This window comes from Frondihabitans sp. PhB188 (genome assembly GCF_003752365.1).
GTDB lineage: Bacteria > Actinomycetota > Actinomycetes > Actinomycetales > Microbacteriaceae > Frondihabitans.
In genome coordinates this window covers 227148-245369 of the sequence record NZ_RJUO01000004.1, presented here as the reverse complement: position 1 = coordinate 245369, position 18222 = coordinate 227148, and the positions used below count along the sequence as shown (strand labels likewise).

The following is an 18222-nucleotide window of genomic DNA, read 5'->3' as shown; positions in this document are numbered from 1 at the left end:
ACGACGCTGTTGTCTCGGAATGTTGCCTCGCAGCTTTTAGTCGTGTCGAGCCGCTTCTATGGTTTTCTGAGACGTGATGGCTAGACGAGGCTTATCGGCGACACCCGCCTCAGCACCACCAACGAGGACTCGCAACTTCAGATTGACTCGCTCCTCTCCATAGGGGTCGAGAAACGGGACATCTTTTTCGATGTCTCGTCGTGTCGGAAGAACGCGGCCGACCGCCCCGGAATGCAAAAACTTCTCGAGCACGCCACTGACGGCGACACTCTCGTTGTATGGCGCATCGACCGCCTTGGCCGATCCCTCCTCGACATTCTCAACACCGTCTCAGGACTTCGCGACCGCGGCATCCAGGTCCAGTCGATCTCAGATGGCATCGACCCAGCCACCCCGACGGGACGGCTGATGCTCAACATGCTCGCCACCCTGGCCGAATACGAGCGCGAGCTCATCGTCGAACGTGTCCGAGCAGGGGTGGCCGTGGCGCAAGAGGCTGGCACGCAGTTTGGCCGACCCAAAAGTGATCCCGCTGTCGTCGCGGAGAAGCTGGCGATCGTGGCCGTAGCGCGAGCCGAAGGAAAGACGGCCGAGAAGGCTGCCAGTCTCGTCGGGTGGAGCCGGCCGACCCTCTACCGGCACCAAGCTGATCACGCCGCCCGGAACGTAAGCATGGCGACGTCGACAGTCTCATAGGTGACTTCCACAGACGGCCACCGTGCGACGACTAACGGTCTAGTTGCGGGCGAATCGGGTTCACCGACGAAGCACACCGTGCGGTAAAGGAGGTCGCGACCCGGTCATCGGAGAAGACCGATTGGGTAGCGTCGTACTTGGGCTACTTTTACTTCTCGCTGACCAACTCGATGGCTTTCAGCCCGACCGACACGATGCCGCTATCGATCCGCGCCAAGGCACTCATGGCCCTGGAGTCGGCCACGGGCTTCATCCTGCTGGGCCTTGTCATCGCCCGCGCCGTCTCGTTGTTGAAATAGCAGGCATCTGTGTGACGTCGGCCCGATCAGTCCGTCTCGCGGCCGAGGTGCAGGGCGTCCTTCACACGATCGACGCCCTCCGCAGCCATCGCTTTAGCAGAGTCTTTCACGACACCGAGCTCGACCGGGTCGCCCTTGAGGAGTGACTTGGCCGTGTTGATCGCGTACTCGGCGGTGATGTGCGGCGGCAGGGGCGGCACATTCCGGCTGACGCGGGCGTCGATGACGGTGACGCCGTCGTGGGCGAAGGCGGCGTCCCAGGCCGCTGCGGTGTCATCGTCGTCAGTGATGGTGATGCCCTTGAAGCCGAGTAGCTCGGCGTAGGCGGCGTAGTCCATCGTCTCGACGTCTTGCGAGCCGCGCCACATCGGGTTTCCGTCTTCGGTGCGCATCTCCCACGACACCTGGCCGAGGTCGTCGTTGTGCATGATCGCGATGATCAACTGCTTGTTCGACCATTTCGCCAGGTACTTCTTGACGGTGATCAGCTCGTTCATGCCGAGCATCTGGAAGGCGCCGTCGCCGATGGTGCACACGACCGTCCGCTCCGGATACGCGAATTTGGCCGCCGTCGCATACGGCATGGCGGCGAGCATCGTCGCGAGGCGGCCAGACATGTCGCCCATCATTCCGCGGCGGAGCCGGATGTGGTGCCCGTACCAGTCGGCCGTGGTGCCGGCATCGCAGGTGACGATCGCGTTCTCGGGGAGTCTGGCGTTGAGCTCGTGGAACACCCGGCGCGGATTAGCGCCGTCGTCGTACGACAGCATCGCCTGATCCTGCATCTCCTTCTCCCAGGCCACCATGTCGTTGGCGACCTTGTCCTGCCAGGAGCGGTCCTCCTTGCGCTGCAGCAGCGGGATGACCGCCGTGAGGACGGCCTTCACGTCGCCCCAGAGGTTGAGCTCGGTCGGGTACCGGATGCCGAGCTGTTCGGGTTTTAGGTCGACCTGGGCTGCGCGGGCCTGGCTGGTGGCGGGCAGGAACTGGCCGTACGGGTAATTCGCGCCGAGCAGGATCAGGGTGTCGCACCCCTTCATCTGATCCAGGCTCGGCTTCGATCCCAGGAGGCCCAGCTGCTGCGTGTGATGCGGGACGTCCGAGGGCACGACGGCTTTGCCCCGGAGCGAGGTGATGATCCCCGCTCCTGCGAGTTCGGCGGCCTCGATGACCTCGTCGGTCGCTCCCGTCGCGCCGTGCCCGACGAGGAAGGAGACCTTCGACCCGGCGTTGATCAGGTCCGCGAGCTTGCGGATCTCATCGAGCGGCGGAGCGATGCGCGTCGACGGGGCGACGGCACTCGACCGCGAGACCCAGTTGGCCGGCTCGGGTTCGGACCACGGCATCGCCTGGACATCGTGCGGGAGGATCACGACGGCGGGCTGAAGACGCAACTTGGCCGTCCTGAAGGCGGTGTCGACTACGGCCTGCGCCTGGTCGGGGGTCGTAATCGTCTGGACGTAGCAGGCCACGTCCTGGAAGGCACGCTCCAGGTTCGATTCCTGCTGGACGAACGTTCCGAGGGACGCCAGACCTTGCTGGCCGACGATGGCGACGACCGGCTGGTTGTCCATCTGCGCGTCGTAGAGGCCGTTCAGCATGTGGAACGCGCCCGGACTCGACGTGGCGATGCAGACACCCACTTCGCCGGTGAACTTCGCGTGCGCCACCGCCATCAGCGATGAGATCTCCTCGTGCGTCGGACGAATGTACTCGAGGCCTTCGCCGTCGCGGTCGGCCTTGCCGAGCATCCCGTCGAACTCGCCAATGCCATCGCCGGGGAACCCGAAGACGCGGCTGACACCCCACTCCTTGATCCGGTTGATCACGAACTCGCTGACGTTCATTCCCATCAGCTCGCCGCCTTCACTTCGAGGACCGTCTTCAGCCAGCCCTCCTCACGCCGGTCGAAGTTCTCGTAGGCGTCGATCGCGGAAGTCGTCGGCAGGTCCTGCGTGATGAACGCCGTCGGGTCGAAGAGGCCGGAGGCGACGAGGTCTACCAGCGGCGGCGTCACGGAGTGGTGGTCGCAGTTGCCCATGCGGATTGTCAGGTTCTTGTTCATGGCGGCCCCGATCGGGTAGCTCGCCATGTCAGGCGAGTACACGCCGATGATGCCGACGCGCCCGTACTTGGCAACGGTCTGGACGGCCCACTGCGCGGCCTGCGACGGAGCGTCACCGGGGATCCAGTTGTCGCCGTCGGTGTTCTGCTCGGGCGCCACCTGCTCGACCTCGCGCGCGAACTCGTCGGACTGCTCGGCGGCAGCCTCGGCCGCCGGACCCGACTTCGGACTCTGCGCGTCGACGCCTACCGCGTCGATGACCGCGTCGACGCCCATGCCACGCGTGGCGTCCATGATCGCCTCCACCGGGTCCTCGGCGTTGAAGTCGACCACCTCGGCATGCTGGCCGAGGGCGACCGCGAGCCGGGTCTGGATGCCGTCGACGGCGAAGACGCGCGAGGCGCCCTGTCGGAACGCGGAGGCGACGGCCAGCTGGCCGACGATGCCCGCACCGTAAACGGCGACAGTGTCACCTCGGCGGATGCCAGCGAGCTGCGCTCCGAACCACGACGTGGGGAAGATGTCCGACAGCAGGATGGCCTGATCGTCGGTGACGCCATCGGGGATCGGCGTGAGGGTGTTCTGTGCGAACGGCACCCGGGCGAACTCGGCTTGGAGGCCATTGACCGGGCCGGTGCCAGCGGGGCCACCGAAGAAGCTGGTGCCGGCCGACGGGCCGTTCGGGTTTGCAAAGTCGCACTGGGCCGTTTGCCCTACGCGGCAGTACCGGCAGACGCCGCACGAGATGGTCGAGTTGATGATCACCCTGTCGCCCGCGGTGAAGCCGCGCACCGACGAACCGACCTCGCGGACAACGCCGACCGCCTCATGCCCGAGGATCGTGCCCTCGTTCATACCAGCCATCGTGCCGCGGATGAAGTGGAGATCCGTGCCGCAGATGGCGCTCCTCGTGATCTCGACGATCGCGTCGGTGGGCTCCTGGATCGTAGGATCCGCGACCGAGTCGAGGCTGATATTGCCGACTCCGTGCCAGACGACTGCCTTCATGAGGTACTCCTTCGTTCTGCCGGCTTCGCCGGTCTACTTCTTCTTCTGCGGGTCGTTGCCCCAGTTCATCAGCGAGTACCTCCACGGAGTCTCGCTGATGTCACCTTCGGGGCGTTGCTTGGAATGGCGGGCGACGTAGCCGATCACCTTCCGCATGTGGGCGTAGTCGGCGTCGGTCAGGTCCGCCTGCTTCTTTTTCAGGATCCTGATGATGTGGCGGCCGCTCTCGTGCCCGACCGACTCGTGACCGTCGGTCTTCTGCCCGACCCCTTTCGACTCGTCTGTGCCGAGCCACTCCTCGATTTCGGATGCGGTCATGTTCACCGCCTGGCCGAACTCGTGGCGGGTGTCTTCGTGGTCGTCCTTCGTCACGGGTGCAGCACGACCTTCGTCCAGCCGTCGTCGCGAGCGTCGAAGTGCTTGTACGCGTCCGGTGCCTGATCGAGGGGCAGGTTGTGGCTGACGATGAACGACGGCTCCGCCTTGCCAGCGGTGATGAGGTCGCGCAGCTGCCGGTTGTACTTCTTCACCGGAGCCTGACCGGTGCCGATCGAGATGCCCTTGAACCACAGCATTCCCCAGTCCAAAGCGAACTGGCCCTTCTTCGCCAGCTCGTCCTGCGCGTTCGGGTCCTCGGGCACGTAGACGCCGACGACGCCGATGTGCCCGGTGAAACGCACCGAAGCAATGAGCCGGTTCATGATGAGGTTCGGCTCCTCTTTACCGCCGGTACCGGTGCCCTGGAAGCCGACGCATTCGAGTCCGGCGTCCGCGCCGAGGCCGAGGGTCTGGTCGAGGACGTACTGGACCGGGTCGACCTTCGAGTCGTCCACGGCGATCGCGCCGATTGACTCGGCGAGCTTCAGCCGGTCGGCGACATGGTCGACGACGAAGATGCGCGCGGCGCCCTTGATCGTGCAGCTGAGGGCTGCCATGAGACCGACCGGGCCGGCGCCGTAGATGACGACGGTGTCGCCGGGAGCGACCTGCGCCAGCTCGGCGCAGTGCCAGCCCGTGGGGAAGATGTCGGAGAGCATGACGTAGTCATTCTCCTTCTCGACCGAGTCCTCCCCGAGGCGGAGAGCGTTGAAGTCGCCGAAAGGCACCCGGAGCAGCTCGGCTTGGCCGCCCTGGTACGGACCCATGTCAGCGAATCCGAAGGCGGCGCCCGCGTAGGCGGGCTCGGGCTGCATGGTGAGGCAGTAGCTCGTCATGCCCTTCTCGCAATTCTTGCAGTGGCCGCACGCCACATTGAACGGCAGGACGACACGTTCGCCAACGGACAGCTTCGAAACGCCGGCGCCGACCTCGACGATCTCGCCGAGGTTCTCATGGCCGAACGCACGGCCCTCTTCGTAGTCGGTGCGGCCCTCGTACATGTGCAGGTCGGAACCGCAAATGTTCGTGGCGGTGACCTTCACCAGGATGTCGTCGGGGTGTTCGATCTTGGCGTCCTCGACCTCGTCGACGCTGACGTTTTTCGGGCCGTGATAGATGAGTGCCTTCACGCGGATGTGCTCCTCGAGTCGGGGCGACCTGATCCTCAGGTCACCGATGACGGGGACGGTAGGCGGCCTTAGCGAGAGGCTCCTTCAAGTGGGGTACACGTCGAGCGAGGGCCTTCGGGCGGGCCGGTCTACCCCTGTTCTGGGGGCGCGTGGTTGTATGCGAACGCATAGCGTGCAGTCATCTGCTCCTGACCCGACTGGCGCAGTTCGTCGTGCCGAGATTGCGGCACTCAAGGACAACCCGATGACGCTTGCCGCTGCCCCACCGCCCGACGCACCACGAACAGACGAAGACCTCCTTGCTTTGGTTGCGGAGGGGAATCACGACGCTTTCGCCGTGTTCTACGACCGGATCTGCGGCCGTGTGTTCGGTCTCATCAAGCGAGTGCTGGTCGACCCCGCACAGTCAGAAGAAGTGACTCAGGATGTGTTCCTCGAGATATGGCAGACCGCGTCACGGTTTGACCCGACGAGGGGAAAGGCGGCATCGTGGGCGTTGACCATGGCTCACCGAAGGGCCATCGATCGTGTTCGTTCGTCTCAGTCGAGCCGGGACCGAGACCTGACCGTGGGTATTCGAAATTTCGAAGGATCAGTCGATGACGTTGCCGGGACCGCCGAAGCGCAACTGGAGCACCGGCGCGTTCGCGCCGCTATGGGTCAACTCACCCCCTATCAGCGAGAAGCGTTAGAGCTGACGTACTTTGAGGGGCTGACCAACACGGAGGCAGCGGTGCGAGCTGGTGTCCCTCTTGGCACAATGAAAACACGCCTTCGGGACAGCCTCATCGCCCTCCGGAAGCTCGTCGTAAATGCTGCTTAGCTCGCCGACACGCCCAGGGCATGGCATCGACGATGCTTCTTAGCCTGACTGGGTGGCCTCGAGCCAGGACGTCGTGACGCTCAATTGGGCCCGCATGATTTCTTGAACGGTCGGAACGCACACTCCGAGATTGGCGCTAACAAGATTGCTCATGCTTAGCAGATGACCGCACTCCATGAGCACACCCTCGCTGAGGTCCTCGTGGATAGTGCGTTCCCGAAGAACGCCCGCCCGGCCCATAAGCTCGTGAAACGCCGACGTCACGATCGGAATATTCACTGGAGCGCCGAAGGCATCACAGATTTCCAGAGCGATAAGGCCACCGCGCGCACTTGAAACCATTGTCGTAAGACCGTAGCGACCTCTCGCTCCTTCTCCGCACGTTCCTGAGCTTCTCCCTCGAGCTCGAAATCAGAGGACGCTAGCCACGGCAGAAACAACCCGGAACGCCTATGAGCCAGCTTCGGACGATGCCGCTGTCCCAGGGTTCAGGTCGCGCGTCGATCTGGGTCAGCGACGCGATCCCATTGTATTTCCGATACGAGACGGCGAGCGTTCCGATCAAGCGGCGCTGGCTTGAGCAGCTCACTCTTCGTGCGAACAGCAATAGCGGTCTCGTCGTCACGCCAGAACTCGAGGACAATGCCTCCACTAGCCGGGCCGTCACCCATTTGGAGATGGCCAGCCGGTAGGTGTCAGCTGTCGAAGTCGTGGTAATTGAACTCGGTCCCGGGTTCGTCCTCGGGATCGGCTTGGTCCTTGGCTGGGGTCTGTCAGGAATCTTGTGTAACTGCGTCGGCGTGACATCCGCAGCCATTGGCTGTGGGATGGGGAAAATCACGCATGAACCGCGACATTCAGAAACACGTCCGCTTTGATCCCGAAACGGGCCGGCCGTTGCCGGCCGAGACGGACTTCGCCGCTTTAGCGGCGGAGCTGGTCGAGTCCGCGAAAGGCCAGGGCATCGAGCTGACCGGCCCGAACGGGCTCCTCACCGGGCTGACCCGCCAAGTCCTCCAGACCGCGCTGGAAGTCGAGATGTCGGACCATCTCGGCTATGACAAGCACGGGGTCGTCGGCCGCAACGGGGACAACTCGAGGAACGGGTCGACACCGAAAACAGTGCGGACCGAGATCGGCGAGATCACGGTGCAAGTCCCGAGAGACCGGCAGGGAACGTTCGAGCCGGCCATCGTGCCGAAGTACCAGAGAAGGATCGCCGGGTTCGACGAGGCCGTCGTGTCGCTCTATGCGAAGGGGATGACGACCGGCGACATCCAAGCCCACCTCTCGGACGTCTATGGGCAGGAGATCTCGAGGGAGCTGGTGTCGAAGGTCACCGACCGGGTCCTGGATGACATGCAGGCGTGGCAGGCCCGCCCGCTCGATTCGATCTACCCGGTGATCCTGATCGACGCGATCGTCATGAAGGTCCGAGACGGCCAAGTCGGGAACCGGCCCGTGTATGTGGCGTTAGGAATCGACCTCGATGGCCACCGAGACGTCCTCGGCATGTGGGTCGGGCCGACCGGTGGGGAGGGGTCCAAGCAGTGGATGAACATGCTCACCGAGCTGAAAAACCGCGGCGTTCAAGACGTCCTGTTCGTCTGCTGCGACGGGCTCAAGGGACTGCCGGACTCGATCCAGGCGACGTGGCCGATGGCGACCGTGCAGACCTGCGTGGTGCACCTCGTCCGCAACAGCCTCCGGTTCGCGTCGCGGAAGTATTGGAAGTCGATCGCGGACCACTTGAAGAAGGTCTACCAGGCGCCGACCGTGAAAGCGGCCGAGCAGCGGTTTGATGAGTTCGCGAAGGAGTGGGAGCCGATCTATCCGGCGATGGTCGCCATGTGGCGGCGGTCATGGGGTGAGTTCACCCCGATCCTGGACTACCCGCTCGAGATCCGGAAGCTGATCTATACGACGAACGGGATCGAGTCGTTAAACGCCCGGTTCCGGCAGGCGACAAGACGTCGCGGGCACTTCCCGAACGAACAATCCGCACTCAAGGTGATGTATCTCGCGATCCTCGAACGCCGCCAGAACCGAGCCAACCCGACAGGCGAGATCGCCGGGTGGAAAGCTATCCTGAACACCCTCGCAATGACCTACGGCGACCGCCTAGGAATCAACTAGCCGACCGCCAGTTACACACGAAATCTGACAGACGCCGCTTCGGAAGCCGAGCTGACGCTGCATCATCGAAGCGCCAAGCGACCTGCAAGAGGCACCAGGTGCCGCCAGATGAGCCGCACGCGTTCAGCCGCTCCGACTGGATGTTCTGGTTCAGCGTGATGCGCGGATCGTCTGAACAGGGATCGGGCGCCCGGTGTCAGACAGTTCTCCATCGAGAGTTGGCCCTGCCAGGAAGTTTGCTGCGCCCGCTCCCGCGTGCATGAGAGCGCCTGATGAGCCGACTCATATCGCTTCACGGGGACAGAGGCGGGCGTCCGCACGCACTTCTACCGACGTCGATGATCAGGAAGCACCGTTCGAACGATGCACCAAATCTGCACCACAGTCGTTCTCAAAACCAAGAAAACCCCCGGCTGAACGGGGGTTTTCTGTGGCGGTACCGGTGGGATTTGAACCCACGGTGGAGTTAACCCCCACACATGTTTTCGAGACATGATCCTTCGGCCGCTCGGACACGGTACCGGGAGAGAGTTTAGTACATTTTCGAAGCCGGGCCGAATCGGCTGGGTGGGGCGGGGAGTTCCTGCGCATCTGATCGCCGGGGTTCGGGCGTATCGTGCCGTCATGACCAAGTCTGCTGTGGTGGTTCGGGTGCTCGGGGCCGTCGGCGGGAGCGCCGCCGCGACGGCTGCAGGAACATACGCGTACCGCCGCTTCATGAAGCGCCGGCAGGGCGCCGCCGACGTCCTGAACAGCACGCTGCCCGTCAACTCCAAGTGGTGGCGCGAGCGGTTCGCCCGCGAGGGGGCCCTGAACTACGTGGCGCTGGGCGACTCCGCGGCGCAGGGCATCGGGGCGTCGAAGCCGTGGCGCAGCTACGTCGGGCGGATCGCCGCGCACATGCGCCGCACCACGCACGGCACCGTCGGAGTCAAGAACCTCAGCGTCGCCGGAGCGACCACGCACCTGTGCAGGCTGAACCAGCTGCCGCGGCTGGTCGACCTGCCCGCCGACGTCATGACCGTCTCGATCGGAGCGAACGACATCGCCGACTTCACCCCCAAGAAGTTCGAGAAGAACATCCGCGCGATCTACGGGGCGCTCCCCTCGCACGCGATCGTCGCCGACATGCCCTTCATGGTGCTGCCCGACCTCGAGCGCAAGGTCGCCGAGGCCAACGTCATCGTCCGCCGGGTCGCCGACGAGCTCGGCCTCGCCGTCGCGCCGCTCTACGCGACGACGCGCAAGCAGGGCTACGTGCGCACGCTCCGCAACTCGGCCGCCGACCTCTTCCACCCCAACGACGACGGCTACCGCGTGTGGGCGTCGGCGTTCTACCCGGCCATCGACGCCCGGCTGGCCCGCATCGCGGCGGAGCGCACCGCCGCCGACGTGACCGCCTCACGCCGTGTGACCTCCGTCGCGGCCGCCGTCGCCGAGCGGGCGCAGGGCGCCTCCGCCGCCTCCTCCACCCCCTCTCCCTAGCGTAGGAACTCCCGGCCGCCGCCCTCCCCCACGCTCGCAAGAGGCCCCTCGCCGCCGCCTCCCGCCCCCACCCAGAAGTTCAAGGAGAAACTCGCCGGCGTGGGCCTGCTCGTGCCGATCTCGGCCCGCTGGCGCAAAAAACTCCTTGAAATTGCGGAGCCGGAGCGGGGCCTGTGGACGCCTCCCGCCGTTTGTCGGAGGCTCCGCCTAGAGTTGCCGCATGCCTCGCCCCACGTCGACCTTCCGCTGCACCGAGTGCGGCTGGTCGAGCATCAAGTGGGTCGGCCGCTGCGCCGAGTGCCAGTCGTGGGGCACCGTCGTCGACGCCACTGCCGCCGTCGCTTCGACCCGCGGCGTCGCGGCTGTCGCTGTCCCCGCCGACCGCGTCGCCCGGCCGATCACCGAGGTGGCGGCCGACCGCGTCTCGCACTGGCCGAGCGGGATCGACGAGTTCGACCGCGTGCTCGGGGGCGGGATCGTGCCCGGTGCCGCGATCCTGCTGTCGGGTGAACCAGGGGTCGGCAAGTCGACGCTGCTGCTCGAGGTCGCGTCGCGCGCCGCCCAGCAGGGTGCCCGGGTCCTGTACGTCACCGCCGAGGAGTCCGCGCAGCAGGTTCGCCTTCGTGCCGCCCGCACCGGCGCCCTCAACCCCAACCTGTACCTCGCCGCCGAGGTCGACCTCGGCGTCATCCTCGGCCAGATCGAGCAGGTCAACCCGTCGCTCGTGATCGTCGACTCCGTGCAGACGGTGTCGTCGTCGGCCAGCGAGGGCATGGCCGGCGGCCCGTCGCAGGTGCGCGAGGTCGCGTCGACGCTCGTGCGCGTCTCGAAAGACCGCAACGTGCCGATCCTGCTCGTCGGCCACGTCACGAAAGACGGCTCGATCGCCGGGCCACGACTGCTCGAGCACCTCGTTGACGTCGTCTGCCAGTTCGAGGGCGACCGGCAGACCTCGTTGCGGTTCGTCCGTGCCCACAAGAACCGCTTCGGCCCCACCGACGAGGTCGGCTGCTTCGAGATGACGGGCGACGGCATCGCCGAGGTCGCTGATCCCTCCGGGCTGTTCATGTCGCGCACCAGCACTCCGGTCAGCGGCACCTGCATCACCATCGCCATGGAGGGCCGCCGCGCACTGCCCGTCGAGATCCAGGCGCTGATCGTCGCGAGCACGGCGCCGCAGCCCCGCCGCATCGTCAACGGCGTCGACTCGTCGCGCGTGGCGATGCTGCTGGCGGTGCTCGAACGCCGCGCCGGAATCCGCCTCAGCGACGCCGACGTCTACGTCTCCACCGTCGGCGGCATCAAGATCACCGAGCCCGGCGCCGATCTCGCCATCGCCCTGGCCCTCGCCTCCGCGAGTCGCGAGAAGTCGTTCCCGCACACGCTCGCAGCCGTCGGCGAGATCAGCCTCGCCGGCGAGATCCGCCCCGTGTCGTCGTCGAAGCAGCGTGCGTCCGAGGCCCGCCGCCTGGGCTTCACCGAGATCGTCGACTCGTCGTCCGAGCACCTGCGCGAAGCACTGCGCCGCGCGTTCTCCGCCGCGTCGAGCGATCGCGAACGGGAGCTCGACGCCGCGTTCTGACGTCGAGGGCGAGTACCGCCCAAGCCGCCGTCCTTACCTAAGGATGCCGCGCGCGCCCACAAGGAAGACCGCGCCGCAGCGCACGCCCCAGAAGGAAAACCCCGCCTGCGTGCACCGCCCACAAGGACGCCTGCCCCAGAAGTCCTTGCCTAGCGAAAGCGGTCGGGCAACGACCCGAGCCCCACGTCGAGCACCACGCATCGCGAAGCCGACCCGCCCCACTGCTGCTGCTGCTGCTCCGCCGCCGTCCTTCCACAAGGACGACGCGCGCGACCACAAGGAGAACAGCGCCGCAGCGCACGCCCCACAAGGAAAACCCCGCCCGCCTGCAACGCCCACAAGGACGCCTACCCCAGAAGTCCTTACCGAAGGACGACCACAGACCTCACGCCCGCAGCGCCTTCAGCAGATCCTCCGGGTTCGCCGCCATCGTGTGCGGCCCCGCGATGTCGAAGAAGACCTGCTCCAGCACGTCGAGGTGCGCCTCGATGAAGTCGCGCAGCTTCGCGGCGTCGTAGAGCATCACCAGGCGGATCTTCTCGTTGGGCACCATCGCCTTGTACGTCTCGGCCGACGAGAACAGCAGCAGGATGCGCTTGTCGGTGTTCTCGCGCCCGAAGACGCGCACGTGGTCGTCGCCCTTCTTGCCCGTCGCCAGCTTGGGCACCACGACGACGTCGTTGCGCAACGCGAACGCGACGGCGGCGACGTCCTGCGCGGCGAGCGCCTCTTCGAGCTGGGCGGAGCGGAACTCAGGCTGGGCCATGGGTACTCAGTTCAAGATCATGAGCGCAGTGGTCGACGAGTCGATCGCCCCCACCGAGACGGACAGGTGGTAGCTCGCGCCCTCGGCCGGAACCGAGCTGCGCGACGAGTCGCATGTCTTCGTCGACGAGCGGGTGCGGTCCCAGGTGATCGCGGGCGTCTTCAGCGTCTGGCCTGCGGTGATCGTGATCTTCTGGTGGGTTCCGGCGACCTGGCAGTCCTTCGACGACCAGTACGTCTCGGCGCCGGAGGTGATGCTGAGCACCTGCTCGGCCGAGCCGAGATCCAGCGCGCAGGCCGTCGTCGACGTGTTGGTGATGCTCATCGAGATCTTGGGCTGCTCGAGCGACGAGTACGAGCTGGCGTCGGCGATCGGCTTGAGGCTGATCTGGGCGGCGTCGCAGGTTCCTGAGGGGGCGGCGGTGGCCGACGGCTTGGGGGCGGCGGCGGCCGACGGCTTCGACGACGCGGCCGGGGCGGGGGACGCCTTTGTGGAGGCCGCGGCCGACGCACTGGGGCTGGGCGTCGGGGAGGCCGACGTTCCTGCGCCCGGTCTCACCGCGATGAGCACGATGACGAGCAGCAGCACCACGAGAGCACCCAGCACGAGCGCGCGGCGCCGCCAGTACACCGACGGCGGCTTCGAGCCGACCGGATGCTTGAACGACGACATGCGCACAGGGTAGGTGTCGTTGCGTGCCTTGTCGGGCATGCAGTCGGCGCGTTGCAGTCACCACGGCAAATGCGCAGGAACGTCGCCCCGCCCCACCGCAGCCCACCGCCGCGCGCGGGCGCTACGCCGCCGGCAGCACCTTGAGCATCCGCGTGTTGCCGAGCGTGTTGGGCTTCACGCGCGCGAGGTCGAGGAACTCGGCGACGCCCTCGTCAGACGAGCGGACGAGCTCGGCGTAGACCTCGGGCGACACGACCGACTCGCCGATCTCGAGGTATCCGTGCTTGACGAAGAAGTCGACCTCGAACGTGAGGCAGAAGATGCGCCCGACGCCGAGAGCGCGTGCGTCGCCCTCGAGCCCGTCGAGGAGCTTGTGGCCGACTCCGTGGCGGATCCAGTCGGGATCGAGCGCGAGGGTCCGGACTTCGGCGAGGTCGTCCCAGAAGACGTTGAGGGCGCCGCAGCCGATCGGCACGCCGTCGGGACCGAGGGCGATCTGGAACTGCTGGATGCTGCCGTACAGGGTGACGTTGTCTTTGCCGAGCAGGATCCGGCGGGCGACGTACGGCTCGATCAGGCGCTGGATGTGCGGGACGTCGGAGGCGAGGGCTTTGCGGACGGTGATCTCGCCAGTGGACATTCCCCCAGCGTAGCGAAGGGCGGCCCTCCCGGAGGAGAGCCGCCCTTGCGGTGACGCGATTCTTACGCTTCGCCCTTGTCGAGCACCAGCACGTCTTCGCGGCCCGGCTGACGCCCGGTCTCGAACGTGAACTTGCCGTCGACGTAGTCGACCTTCACGTGGTCGCCAGCGTTGAGCTCACCCTGGAGGATGTGCTCCGACAGCTGGTCCTCGACCTCGTGCTGGATCGCACGACGCAGCGGACGAGCACCGAGCGACGGGTCGAAGCCGACCTTGATGAGCTGCTCCTTGGCCGCGAGCGAGAGCTCGGCGGTCATGTCGCGGTCGAGCAGGCGGTCCGACAGGCGCTTGACGAACAGGTCGACGATCTGCAGGAGCTCCGGCTGCGTGAGCTGCGGGAACACGATGGTCTCGTCGACGCGGTTCAGGAACTCGGGCTTGAAGTGCTTCTTGAGCTCCTCCGACACCTTGGAGCGCATGCGCTCGTAGGAGGTGGCGGTGTCGCCCTCGATCTGGAAGCCGACGGGGCCGCCCGTGATGTCCTTCGTGCCGAGGTTGGTCGTCATGATGATGACCGTGTTCTTGAAGTCGACGACCCGACCCTGACCGTCCGTCAGGCGGCCCTCTTCGAGCACCTGCAGCAGCGAGTTGAAGATGTCGGGGTGAGCCTTCTCGATCTCGTCGAACAGCACGACGGAGAACGGCTTGCGGCGGACCTTCTCGGTCAGCTGGCCGCCCTCTTCGAAGCCGACGAACCCGGGAGGGGCACCGAACAGGCGCGAGACGGTGTGCTTCTCGCCGTACTCGGACATGTCGAGGCTGATCAGAGCGTTCTCATCATCGAACAGGAACTCGGCGAGCGCCTTGGCGAGCTCGGTCTTTCCGACGCCCGTGGGGCCGGCGAAGATGAACGAACCCGACGGACGCTTCGGGTCTTTGAGGCCGGCACGCGTGCGGCGGATGGTCTTCGAGAGTGCGGCGATCGCCTGCTCCTGGCCGATGACGCGCTGGTGCAGCGCCTTCTCCATGAAGACGAGGCGCGAGGTCTCCTCTTCGGTGAGCTTGAAGACCGGGATGCCGGTCGCCTGGGCCAGGACCTCGGCGATGACGCCCTCGTCGACGGTGCCGGAGGCTCCGACGTCGCCCGAGCGCCACTGCTTCTCGAGGCGGAGACGCTCGCCGAGCAGCTTCTTCTCCTCGTCGCGGAGGCTGGCGGCCTTCTCGAAGTCCTGGTCTTCGATCGCGGCCTCCTTCTGTCCGCGGACCACGGCGATCTTCTCGTCGAACTCGCGGAGCTCCGGCGGGGCGGACAGGATCGAGAGGCGCAGGCGGGCGCCGGCCTCGTCGATCAGGTCGATCGCCTTGTCGGGGAGGAAGCGGTCGGCGACGTAGCGGTCGGCCAGGTTGGCCGCCGCGACGATCGCGCCGTCGGTGATGGACACCTTGTGGAAGGCCTCGTACTTGTCCCGGAGACCCTTGAGGATGTTGATCGCGTGGGGCAACGAGGGCTCGTGCACCTGGACGGGCTGGAAGCGGCGCTCGAGAGCGGCGTCCTTCTCGAAGTGCTTGCGGTATTCGTCGAGCGTCGTGGCGCCGATGGTCTGCAGCTCGCCGCGAGCGAGGAGCGGCTTGAGGATCGAGGCCGCGTCGATCGCGCCCTCGGCGGCACCCGCACCGACGAGGGTGTGGATCTCGTCGATGAAGACGATGATGTCGCCGCGCGTGCGGATCTCCTTGGTGACCTTCTTGAGGCGCTCTTCGAAGTCACCGCGGTAGCGGCTGCCGGCGATGAGCGAGCCGAGGTCGAGCGAGTAGAGCTGCTTGTCTTTCAGCGTCTCGGGGACGTCGCCCTTGACGATCGCCTGGGCGAGGCCCTCGACGACGGCCGTCTTGCCGACGCCCGGCTCGCCGATCAGCACGGGGTTGTTCTTGGAGCGACGGGAGAGGATCTGCATGACCCGCTCCATCTCCTTCTCGCGCCCGATCACCGGGTCGAGCTTGTTGTCGCGCGCAGCCTGGGTCAGGTTGCGACCGAACTGGTCGAGCACCTGAGATCCACCCTGCGGGCCAGCCTGCGTTTCTCCGCCCACTGCCACTGCCTCCTTGCCCTGGTAACCCGAGAGCAGCTGGATGACCTGCTGGCGCACTCGGTTGAGGTCAGCGCCGAGCTTGACGAGGACCTGGGCGGCCACACCTTCGCCTTCGCGAATGAGGCCGAGGAGGATGTGCTCGGTGCCGATGTAGTTGTGTCCGAGCTGGAGCGCTTCGCGCAGGGACAGCTCGAGGACCTTCTTCGCGCGAGGCGTGAAGGGGATGTGGCCGGTCGGCTGCTGCTGACCCTGGCCGATGATGTCCTGGACCTGCTCGCGCACGGCGTCGAGCGAGATTCCCAGCGACTCGAGCGCCTTGGCGGCGACGCCCTCGCCCTCGTGGATGAGGCCGAGCAGGATGTGCTCGGTGCCGATGTAGTTGTGGTTGAGCATCTTCGCTTCTTCTTGAGCGAGGACGACAACGCGACGGGCACGGTCGGTGAATCTCTCGAACATCTTCTAACTCCCTTGGTGACGGGCTGGGACGCCACCCATATGACGGACGCCCCGCAGGGGGTGGGCGTCCAATACGTCGAGAGTAGCCAGCGCGATGCCCTCCGTCTGCCCCTGTTCGCTGGCGGCGTGACGGAGGTCCTCCCATGCTCCGTCGGTAGGTTCGGCATATGGCGAACTACACGGTCGGCTTGATCCCCCACCCCACGAAGTCGGTCACCGCGTCGATCGACGTCCTGCGCTCGTGGCAGGGCTCGGACGAAGCGCACCTGATCGCCCTCCACGACGACGCCGCACGGGTCGGCGCCGACATCGAGCTGGTCGACGAGCCGACCTTCGTCGAGCGGGTCGACGCGGTCGTCTCGCTGGGCGGCGACGGCACCATGCTCGGTGCGATGCGGCTCGTCGCGCCCCGTCCGGTCCCGGTGCTGGGCGTCAACTACGGCAACGTCGGCTTCCTGGTCGAGACTGAGCCGCAGGAACTCGCCGACGCCCTCGAGTCCCTCCGATCGGGCGACTTCTCCCTCGAGCCGCACCACGCCGTCGAGGTCACCGTCTCGTCGACGGGGTTCGAGACGTCCTTCCTCGCCTTCAACGACCTCTCCGTCACGCGTCGGCCCGGCCAGGGCGTGGTCACCGCCGACCTCGCGGTCGAGGGCACCCCGTACGGCTACTTCAAGGCCGACTCGATCGTCGTCTCCACTCCTGCCGGCTCGACCGCCTACAACTACGCCGCCGGCGGCCCGGTCGTCAGCCCCGCCGTCGCTGCGGTCGTCGTCACCCCCGTGGCCCCGATGGCCGGCATCGACCGGACGGTCGTGCTCGGCCCCAAGGAGCTCCTCAAGTTCACGATCGGGGCCGGCACCCGCTCGGCGGCGCTCGAGCTCGACGGCCGCGTGGTCTCGGACGTCGGCGAGGGCGCCATCATCAAGGTGAAGCTCCGCGAGGACGCCGGCGTGGTGGCCCGCGTCGATGCCGGGCGGCACGGCCGCAAGGGGCGCCTCAAGCTCAGCCTGATGGACCTCCCGCTGCGGCCCGACCAGCTGCTCGAGCTGGTGCCCCCGGAGGTGCGCGCGCGGTTCGCGCGGCAGCACTAGTCGGGGCGCGGCGGCGGCGTGCCAGTTCCTGCCGCGATCGCGCTGCGACTCAGAACACCTCGCCCAGGCACTCGGCGAAGATCTGCTCGGGATCGCGCTCGAAGCCGCGTCGTGCGAACCAGTCGGCGACGTTGCGGCAGTCGCGCTCGAGCAGGGCCACGCCGTTCGGGTTGCTGACCACGTCGACGAGCTGCGGCACGTCGATCACGACCACTCGTCCGTCGTGGACCAGCAGGTTGTACGGCGACAGGTCTCCGTGGGCGAAGCCGGCCCGGGCAAACCCGAGCAGGATCTCGCTCACCTGCTCGAACAGCGGCCAGAGCGCGGCGCCGTCCTCCTTCACCTGAGCGAGCCGGGGCGCGGCCGTGCGGCCGTCTCCGATGAACTCCATCAGGATCTCCGTGCCCGAGATCTGCACCGGGTACGGAACCGGCACGCCCCGCTCGAACATGCGCGAGAGCGCCTCGAACTCGGCCCAGGCCCACAGCCCGGCCTGAACGGCCCGGCCGTGCGAAGAGCCCCGCGCCATCGCCCGGCCGTCGCGGGTGTTACGGGTGCGGCGCCCCTCGCGGTACTGGGCACCGCGGTGGAAGTCGCTGTTCTCGGCGCTCCGGTAGCGCTTCGCGGCGAGCACGCTGGTGCGCGAGCTGCCGTCGGCGAGCGTCACGTCGTCGGGAACCGCGCGCTCCAGCAGGAACACGTCAGCCTCCTTGCCCGTCTTGACGATGCCGAGCTCGGTGTCGATGGCCGCCGCGCCCGTGACGAGCCAGTCGGGCCGGGGCTGCGGGCCGCGTTCGAGCGGCTGGGTGGCCGGCCACGTGGACCAGCGCTGGTCGTCGCCGATCTCGGCGACGGAGAAGGTGGGAACGACGAAATCGTCGGAAAAGGTCACTGGTGATCTC

17 protein-coding genes and 1 tRNA gene are annotated in these 18222 nt (G+C 66.5%); 8 read left to right on the top strand and 10 right to left on the bottom strand.

The window, feature by feature from the left end:
* The first annotated feature begins 93 nt into the window (after positions 1-93).
* Positions 94-696 (top strand): recombinase family protein, encoded by a 603-nt coding sequence (locus EDF46_RS13255; RefSeq protein WP_123506780.1) that lies wholly within the window; start codon positions 94-96, stop codon positions 694-696.
* A 137-nt stretch (positions 697-833) separates the two neighbouring features.
* Complete coding sequence (locus EDF46_RS13250) at positions 834-995, top strand: hypothetical protein (RefSeq protein ID WP_233580032.1); 162 nt, start codon at positions 834-836, stop codon at positions 993-995.
* A gap of 26 nt (positions 996-1021) precedes the next feature.
* Here EDF46_RS13250 and EDF46_RS13245 read toward each other — a convergent pair whose 3' ends face one another.
* The 4 genes from EDF46_RS13245 to EDF46_RS13230 are packed head-to-tail and all read right to left on the bottom strand — an operon-like array spanning position 1022 to position 5576.
* Positions 1022-2848 (bottom strand): thiamine pyrophosphate-requiring protein, encoded by a 1827-nt coding sequence (locus EDF46_RS13245; protein WP_233580031.1) that lies wholly within the window; start codon positions 2846-2848, stop codon positions 1022-1024.
* Positions 2848-4068, bottom strand: a complete 1221-nt coding sequence (locus EDF46_RS13240) for an alcohol dehydrogenase catalytic domain-containing protein (protein WP_123506779.1) — start codon at positions 4066-4068, stop codon at positions 2848-2850. The genes EDF46_RS13245 and EDF46_RS13240 overlap by 1 nt, the downstream gene beginning before the upstream one ends.
* A 33-nt stretch (positions 4069-4101) precedes the next feature.
* Entirely contained in the window at positions 4102-4440 is a 339-nt protein-coding gene (locus tag EDF46_RS13235; RefSeq protein ID WP_123506778.1) for a DUF3140 domain-containing protein, read from the bottom strand.
* Positions 4437-5576, bottom strand: coding sequence for a glutathione-independent formaldehyde dehydrogenase (locus tag EDF46_RS13230; protein ID WP_123506777.1), 1140 nt, complete (start codon positions 5574-5576; stop codon positions 4437-4439). Before EDF46_RS13230 ends, EDF46_RS13235 begins: the two co-directional genes overlap by 4 nt.
* 244 nt (positions 5577-5820) lie before the next feature.
* Here EDF46_RS13230 and sigK point away from each other — a divergent pair, with 244 nt between their 5' ends.
* From sigK to EDF46_RS13210, 3 genes are all read left to right on the top strand, one after another.
* The gene (sigK, locus tag EDF46_RS13225) at positions 5821-6399 is read left to right on the top strand and encodes an ECF RNA polymerase sigma factor SigK (protein ID WP_123506776.1); all 579 of its coding nucleotides are present in this window, start codon (positions 5821-5823) and stop codon (positions 6397-6399) included.
* A gap of 452 nt (positions 6400-6851) precedes the next feature.
* On the top strand, positions 6852-7091 hold the full coding sequence (locus EDF46_RS13215) for a hypothetical protein (RefSeq protein WP_123506774.1): 240 nt from the start codon (positions 6852-6854) through the stop codon (positions 7089-7091).
* 151 nt (positions 7092-7242) lie between these two features.
* Positions 7243-8535 (top strand): IS256 family transposase, encoded by a 1293-nt coding sequence (locus EDF46_RS13210; protein ID WP_123506773.1) that lies wholly within the window; start codon positions 7243-7245, stop codon positions 8533-8535.
* Between the two features lie 431 nt (positions 8536-8966).
* Here EDF46_RS13210 and EDF46_RS13205 read toward each other — a convergent pair.
* Positions 8967-9057: transfer RNA gene (locus EDF46_RS13205), tRNA-Ser, on the bottom strand.
* Positions 9058-9159: 102 nt separating this feature from the next.
* On the opposite strand from EDF46_RS13205, the gene EDF46_RS13200 reads away from it, so the two are divergent.
* The gene (locus EDF46_RS13200; RefSeq protein ID WP_158614249.1) at positions 9160-10020 is read left to right on the top strand and encodes an SGNH/GDSL hydrolase family protein; all 861 of its coding nucleotides are present in this window, start codon (positions 9160-9162) and stop codon (positions 10018-10020) included.
* 220 nt (positions 10021-10240) lie between these two features.
* On the top strand, positions 10241-11602 hold the full coding sequence (gene radA / locus EDF46_RS13195; protein WP_123506771.1) for a DNA repair protein RadA: 1362 nt from the start codon (positions 10241-10243) through the stop codon (positions 11600-11602).
* Between the two features lie 385 nt (positions 11603-11987).
* Here radA and EDF46_RS13190 read toward each other — a convergent pair whose 3' ends face one another.
* The 4 genes from EDF46_RS13190 to EDF46_RS13175 all read right to left on the bottom strand — a co-directional run bounded on the left by EDF46_RS13190 (position 11988) and on the right by EDF46_RS13175 (position 16226).
* Positions 11988-12368 carry a dehydrogenase gene (locus EDF46_RS13190; RefSeq protein ID WP_123506770.1) on the bottom strand — a complete coding sequence of 127 codons (381 nt, stop codon included), beginning with the start codon at positions 12366-12368 and terminating at the stop codon, positions 11988-11990.
* Positions 12369-12374: 6 nt separating this feature from the next.
* Positions 12375-13079 carry a hypothetical protein gene (locus EDF46_RS13185; protein ID WP_123506769.1) on the bottom strand — a complete coding sequence of 235 codons (705 nt, stop codon included), beginning with the start codon at positions 13077-13079 and terminating at the stop codon, positions 12375-12377.
* Positions 13080-13161: 82 nt separating this feature from the next.
* Positions 13162-13680, bottom strand: coding sequence for an amino-acid N-acetyltransferase (locus tag EDF46_RS13180; protein ID WP_123506768.1), 519 nt, complete (start codon positions 13678-13680; stop codon positions 13162-13164).
* 62 nt (positions 13681-13742) lie between these two features.
* A complete protein-coding gene (locus tag EDF46_RS13175; RefSeq protein ID WP_123506767.1) occupies positions 13743-16226 on the bottom strand; it encodes an ATP-dependent Clp protease ATP-binding subunit in 2484 nt (827 codons plus the stop codon).
* 167 nt (positions 16227-16393) lie between these two features.
* Between EDF46_RS13175 and EDF46_RS13170 the strand changes: the two genes are divergently transcribed.
* Positions 16394-17320, top strand: a complete 927-nt coding sequence (locus EDF46_RS13170; protein WP_123506766.1) for an NAD(+)/NADH kinase — start codon at positions 16394-16396, stop codon at positions 17318-17320.
* A 49-nt stretch (positions 17321-17369) separates the two neighbouring features.
* On the opposite strand, the gene EDF46_RS13165 is transcribed toward EDF46_RS13170, so the two are convergent.
* Complete coding sequence (locus EDF46_RS13165; RefSeq protein ID WP_123506765.1) at positions 17370-18212, bottom strand: serine protein kinase RIO; 843 nt, start codon at positions 18210-18212, stop codon at positions 17370-17372.
* Between the last annotated feature and the right edge of the window lie 10 nt (positions 18213-18222).

Coding starts and splice junctions, on each gene's coding strand:
- EDF46_RS13245 (WP_233580031.1), bottom strand. CDS start 2,848: ATGGGAATGAACGTCAGCGAGTTCGTGATCAACCGGATCAAGGAGTGG.
- EDF46_RS13240 (WP_123506779.1), bottom strand. CDS start 4,068: ATGAAGGCAGTCGTCTGGCACGGAGTCGGCAATATCAGCCTCGACTCG.
- sigK (WP_123506776.1), top strand. CDS start 5,821: ATGACGCTTGCCGCTGCCCCACCGCCCGACGCACCACGAACAGACGAA.
- EDF46_RS13215 (WP_123506774.1), top strand. CDS start 6,852: ATGAGCCAGCTTCGGACGATGCCGCTGTCCCAGGGTTCAGGTCGCGCG.
- EDF46_RS13210 (WP_123506773.1), top strand. CDS start 7,243: ATGAACCGCGACATTCAGAAACACGTCCGCTTTGATCCCGAAACGGGC.
- EDF46_RS13200 (WP_158614249.1), top strand. CDS start 9,160: ATGACCAAGTCTGCTGTGGTGGTTCGGGTGCTCGGGGCCGTCGGCGGG.
- radA (WP_123506771.1), top strand. CDS start 10,241: ATGCCTCGCCCCACGTCGACCTTCCGCTGCACCGAGTGCGGCTGGTCG.
- EDF46_RS13190 (WP_123506770.1), bottom strand. CDS start 12,368: ATGGCCCAGCCTGAGTTCCGCTCCGCCCAGCTCGAAGAGGCGCTCGCC.
- EDF46_RS13185 (WP_123506769.1), bottom strand. CDS start 13,079: ATGCCCGACAAGGCACGCAACGACACCTACCCTGTGCGCATGTCGTCG.
- EDF46_RS13180 (WP_123506768.1), bottom strand. CDS start 13,680: ATGTCCACTGGCGAGATCACCGTCCGCAAAGCCCTCGCCTCCGACGTC.
- EDF46_RS13175 (WP_123506767.1), bottom strand. CDS start 16,226: ATGTTCGAGAGATTCACCGACCGTGCCCGTCGCGTTGTCGTCCTCGCT.
- EDF46_RS13170 (WP_123506766.1), top strand. CDS start 16,394: ATGGCGAACTACACGGTCGGCTTGATCCCCCACCCCACGAAGTCGGTC.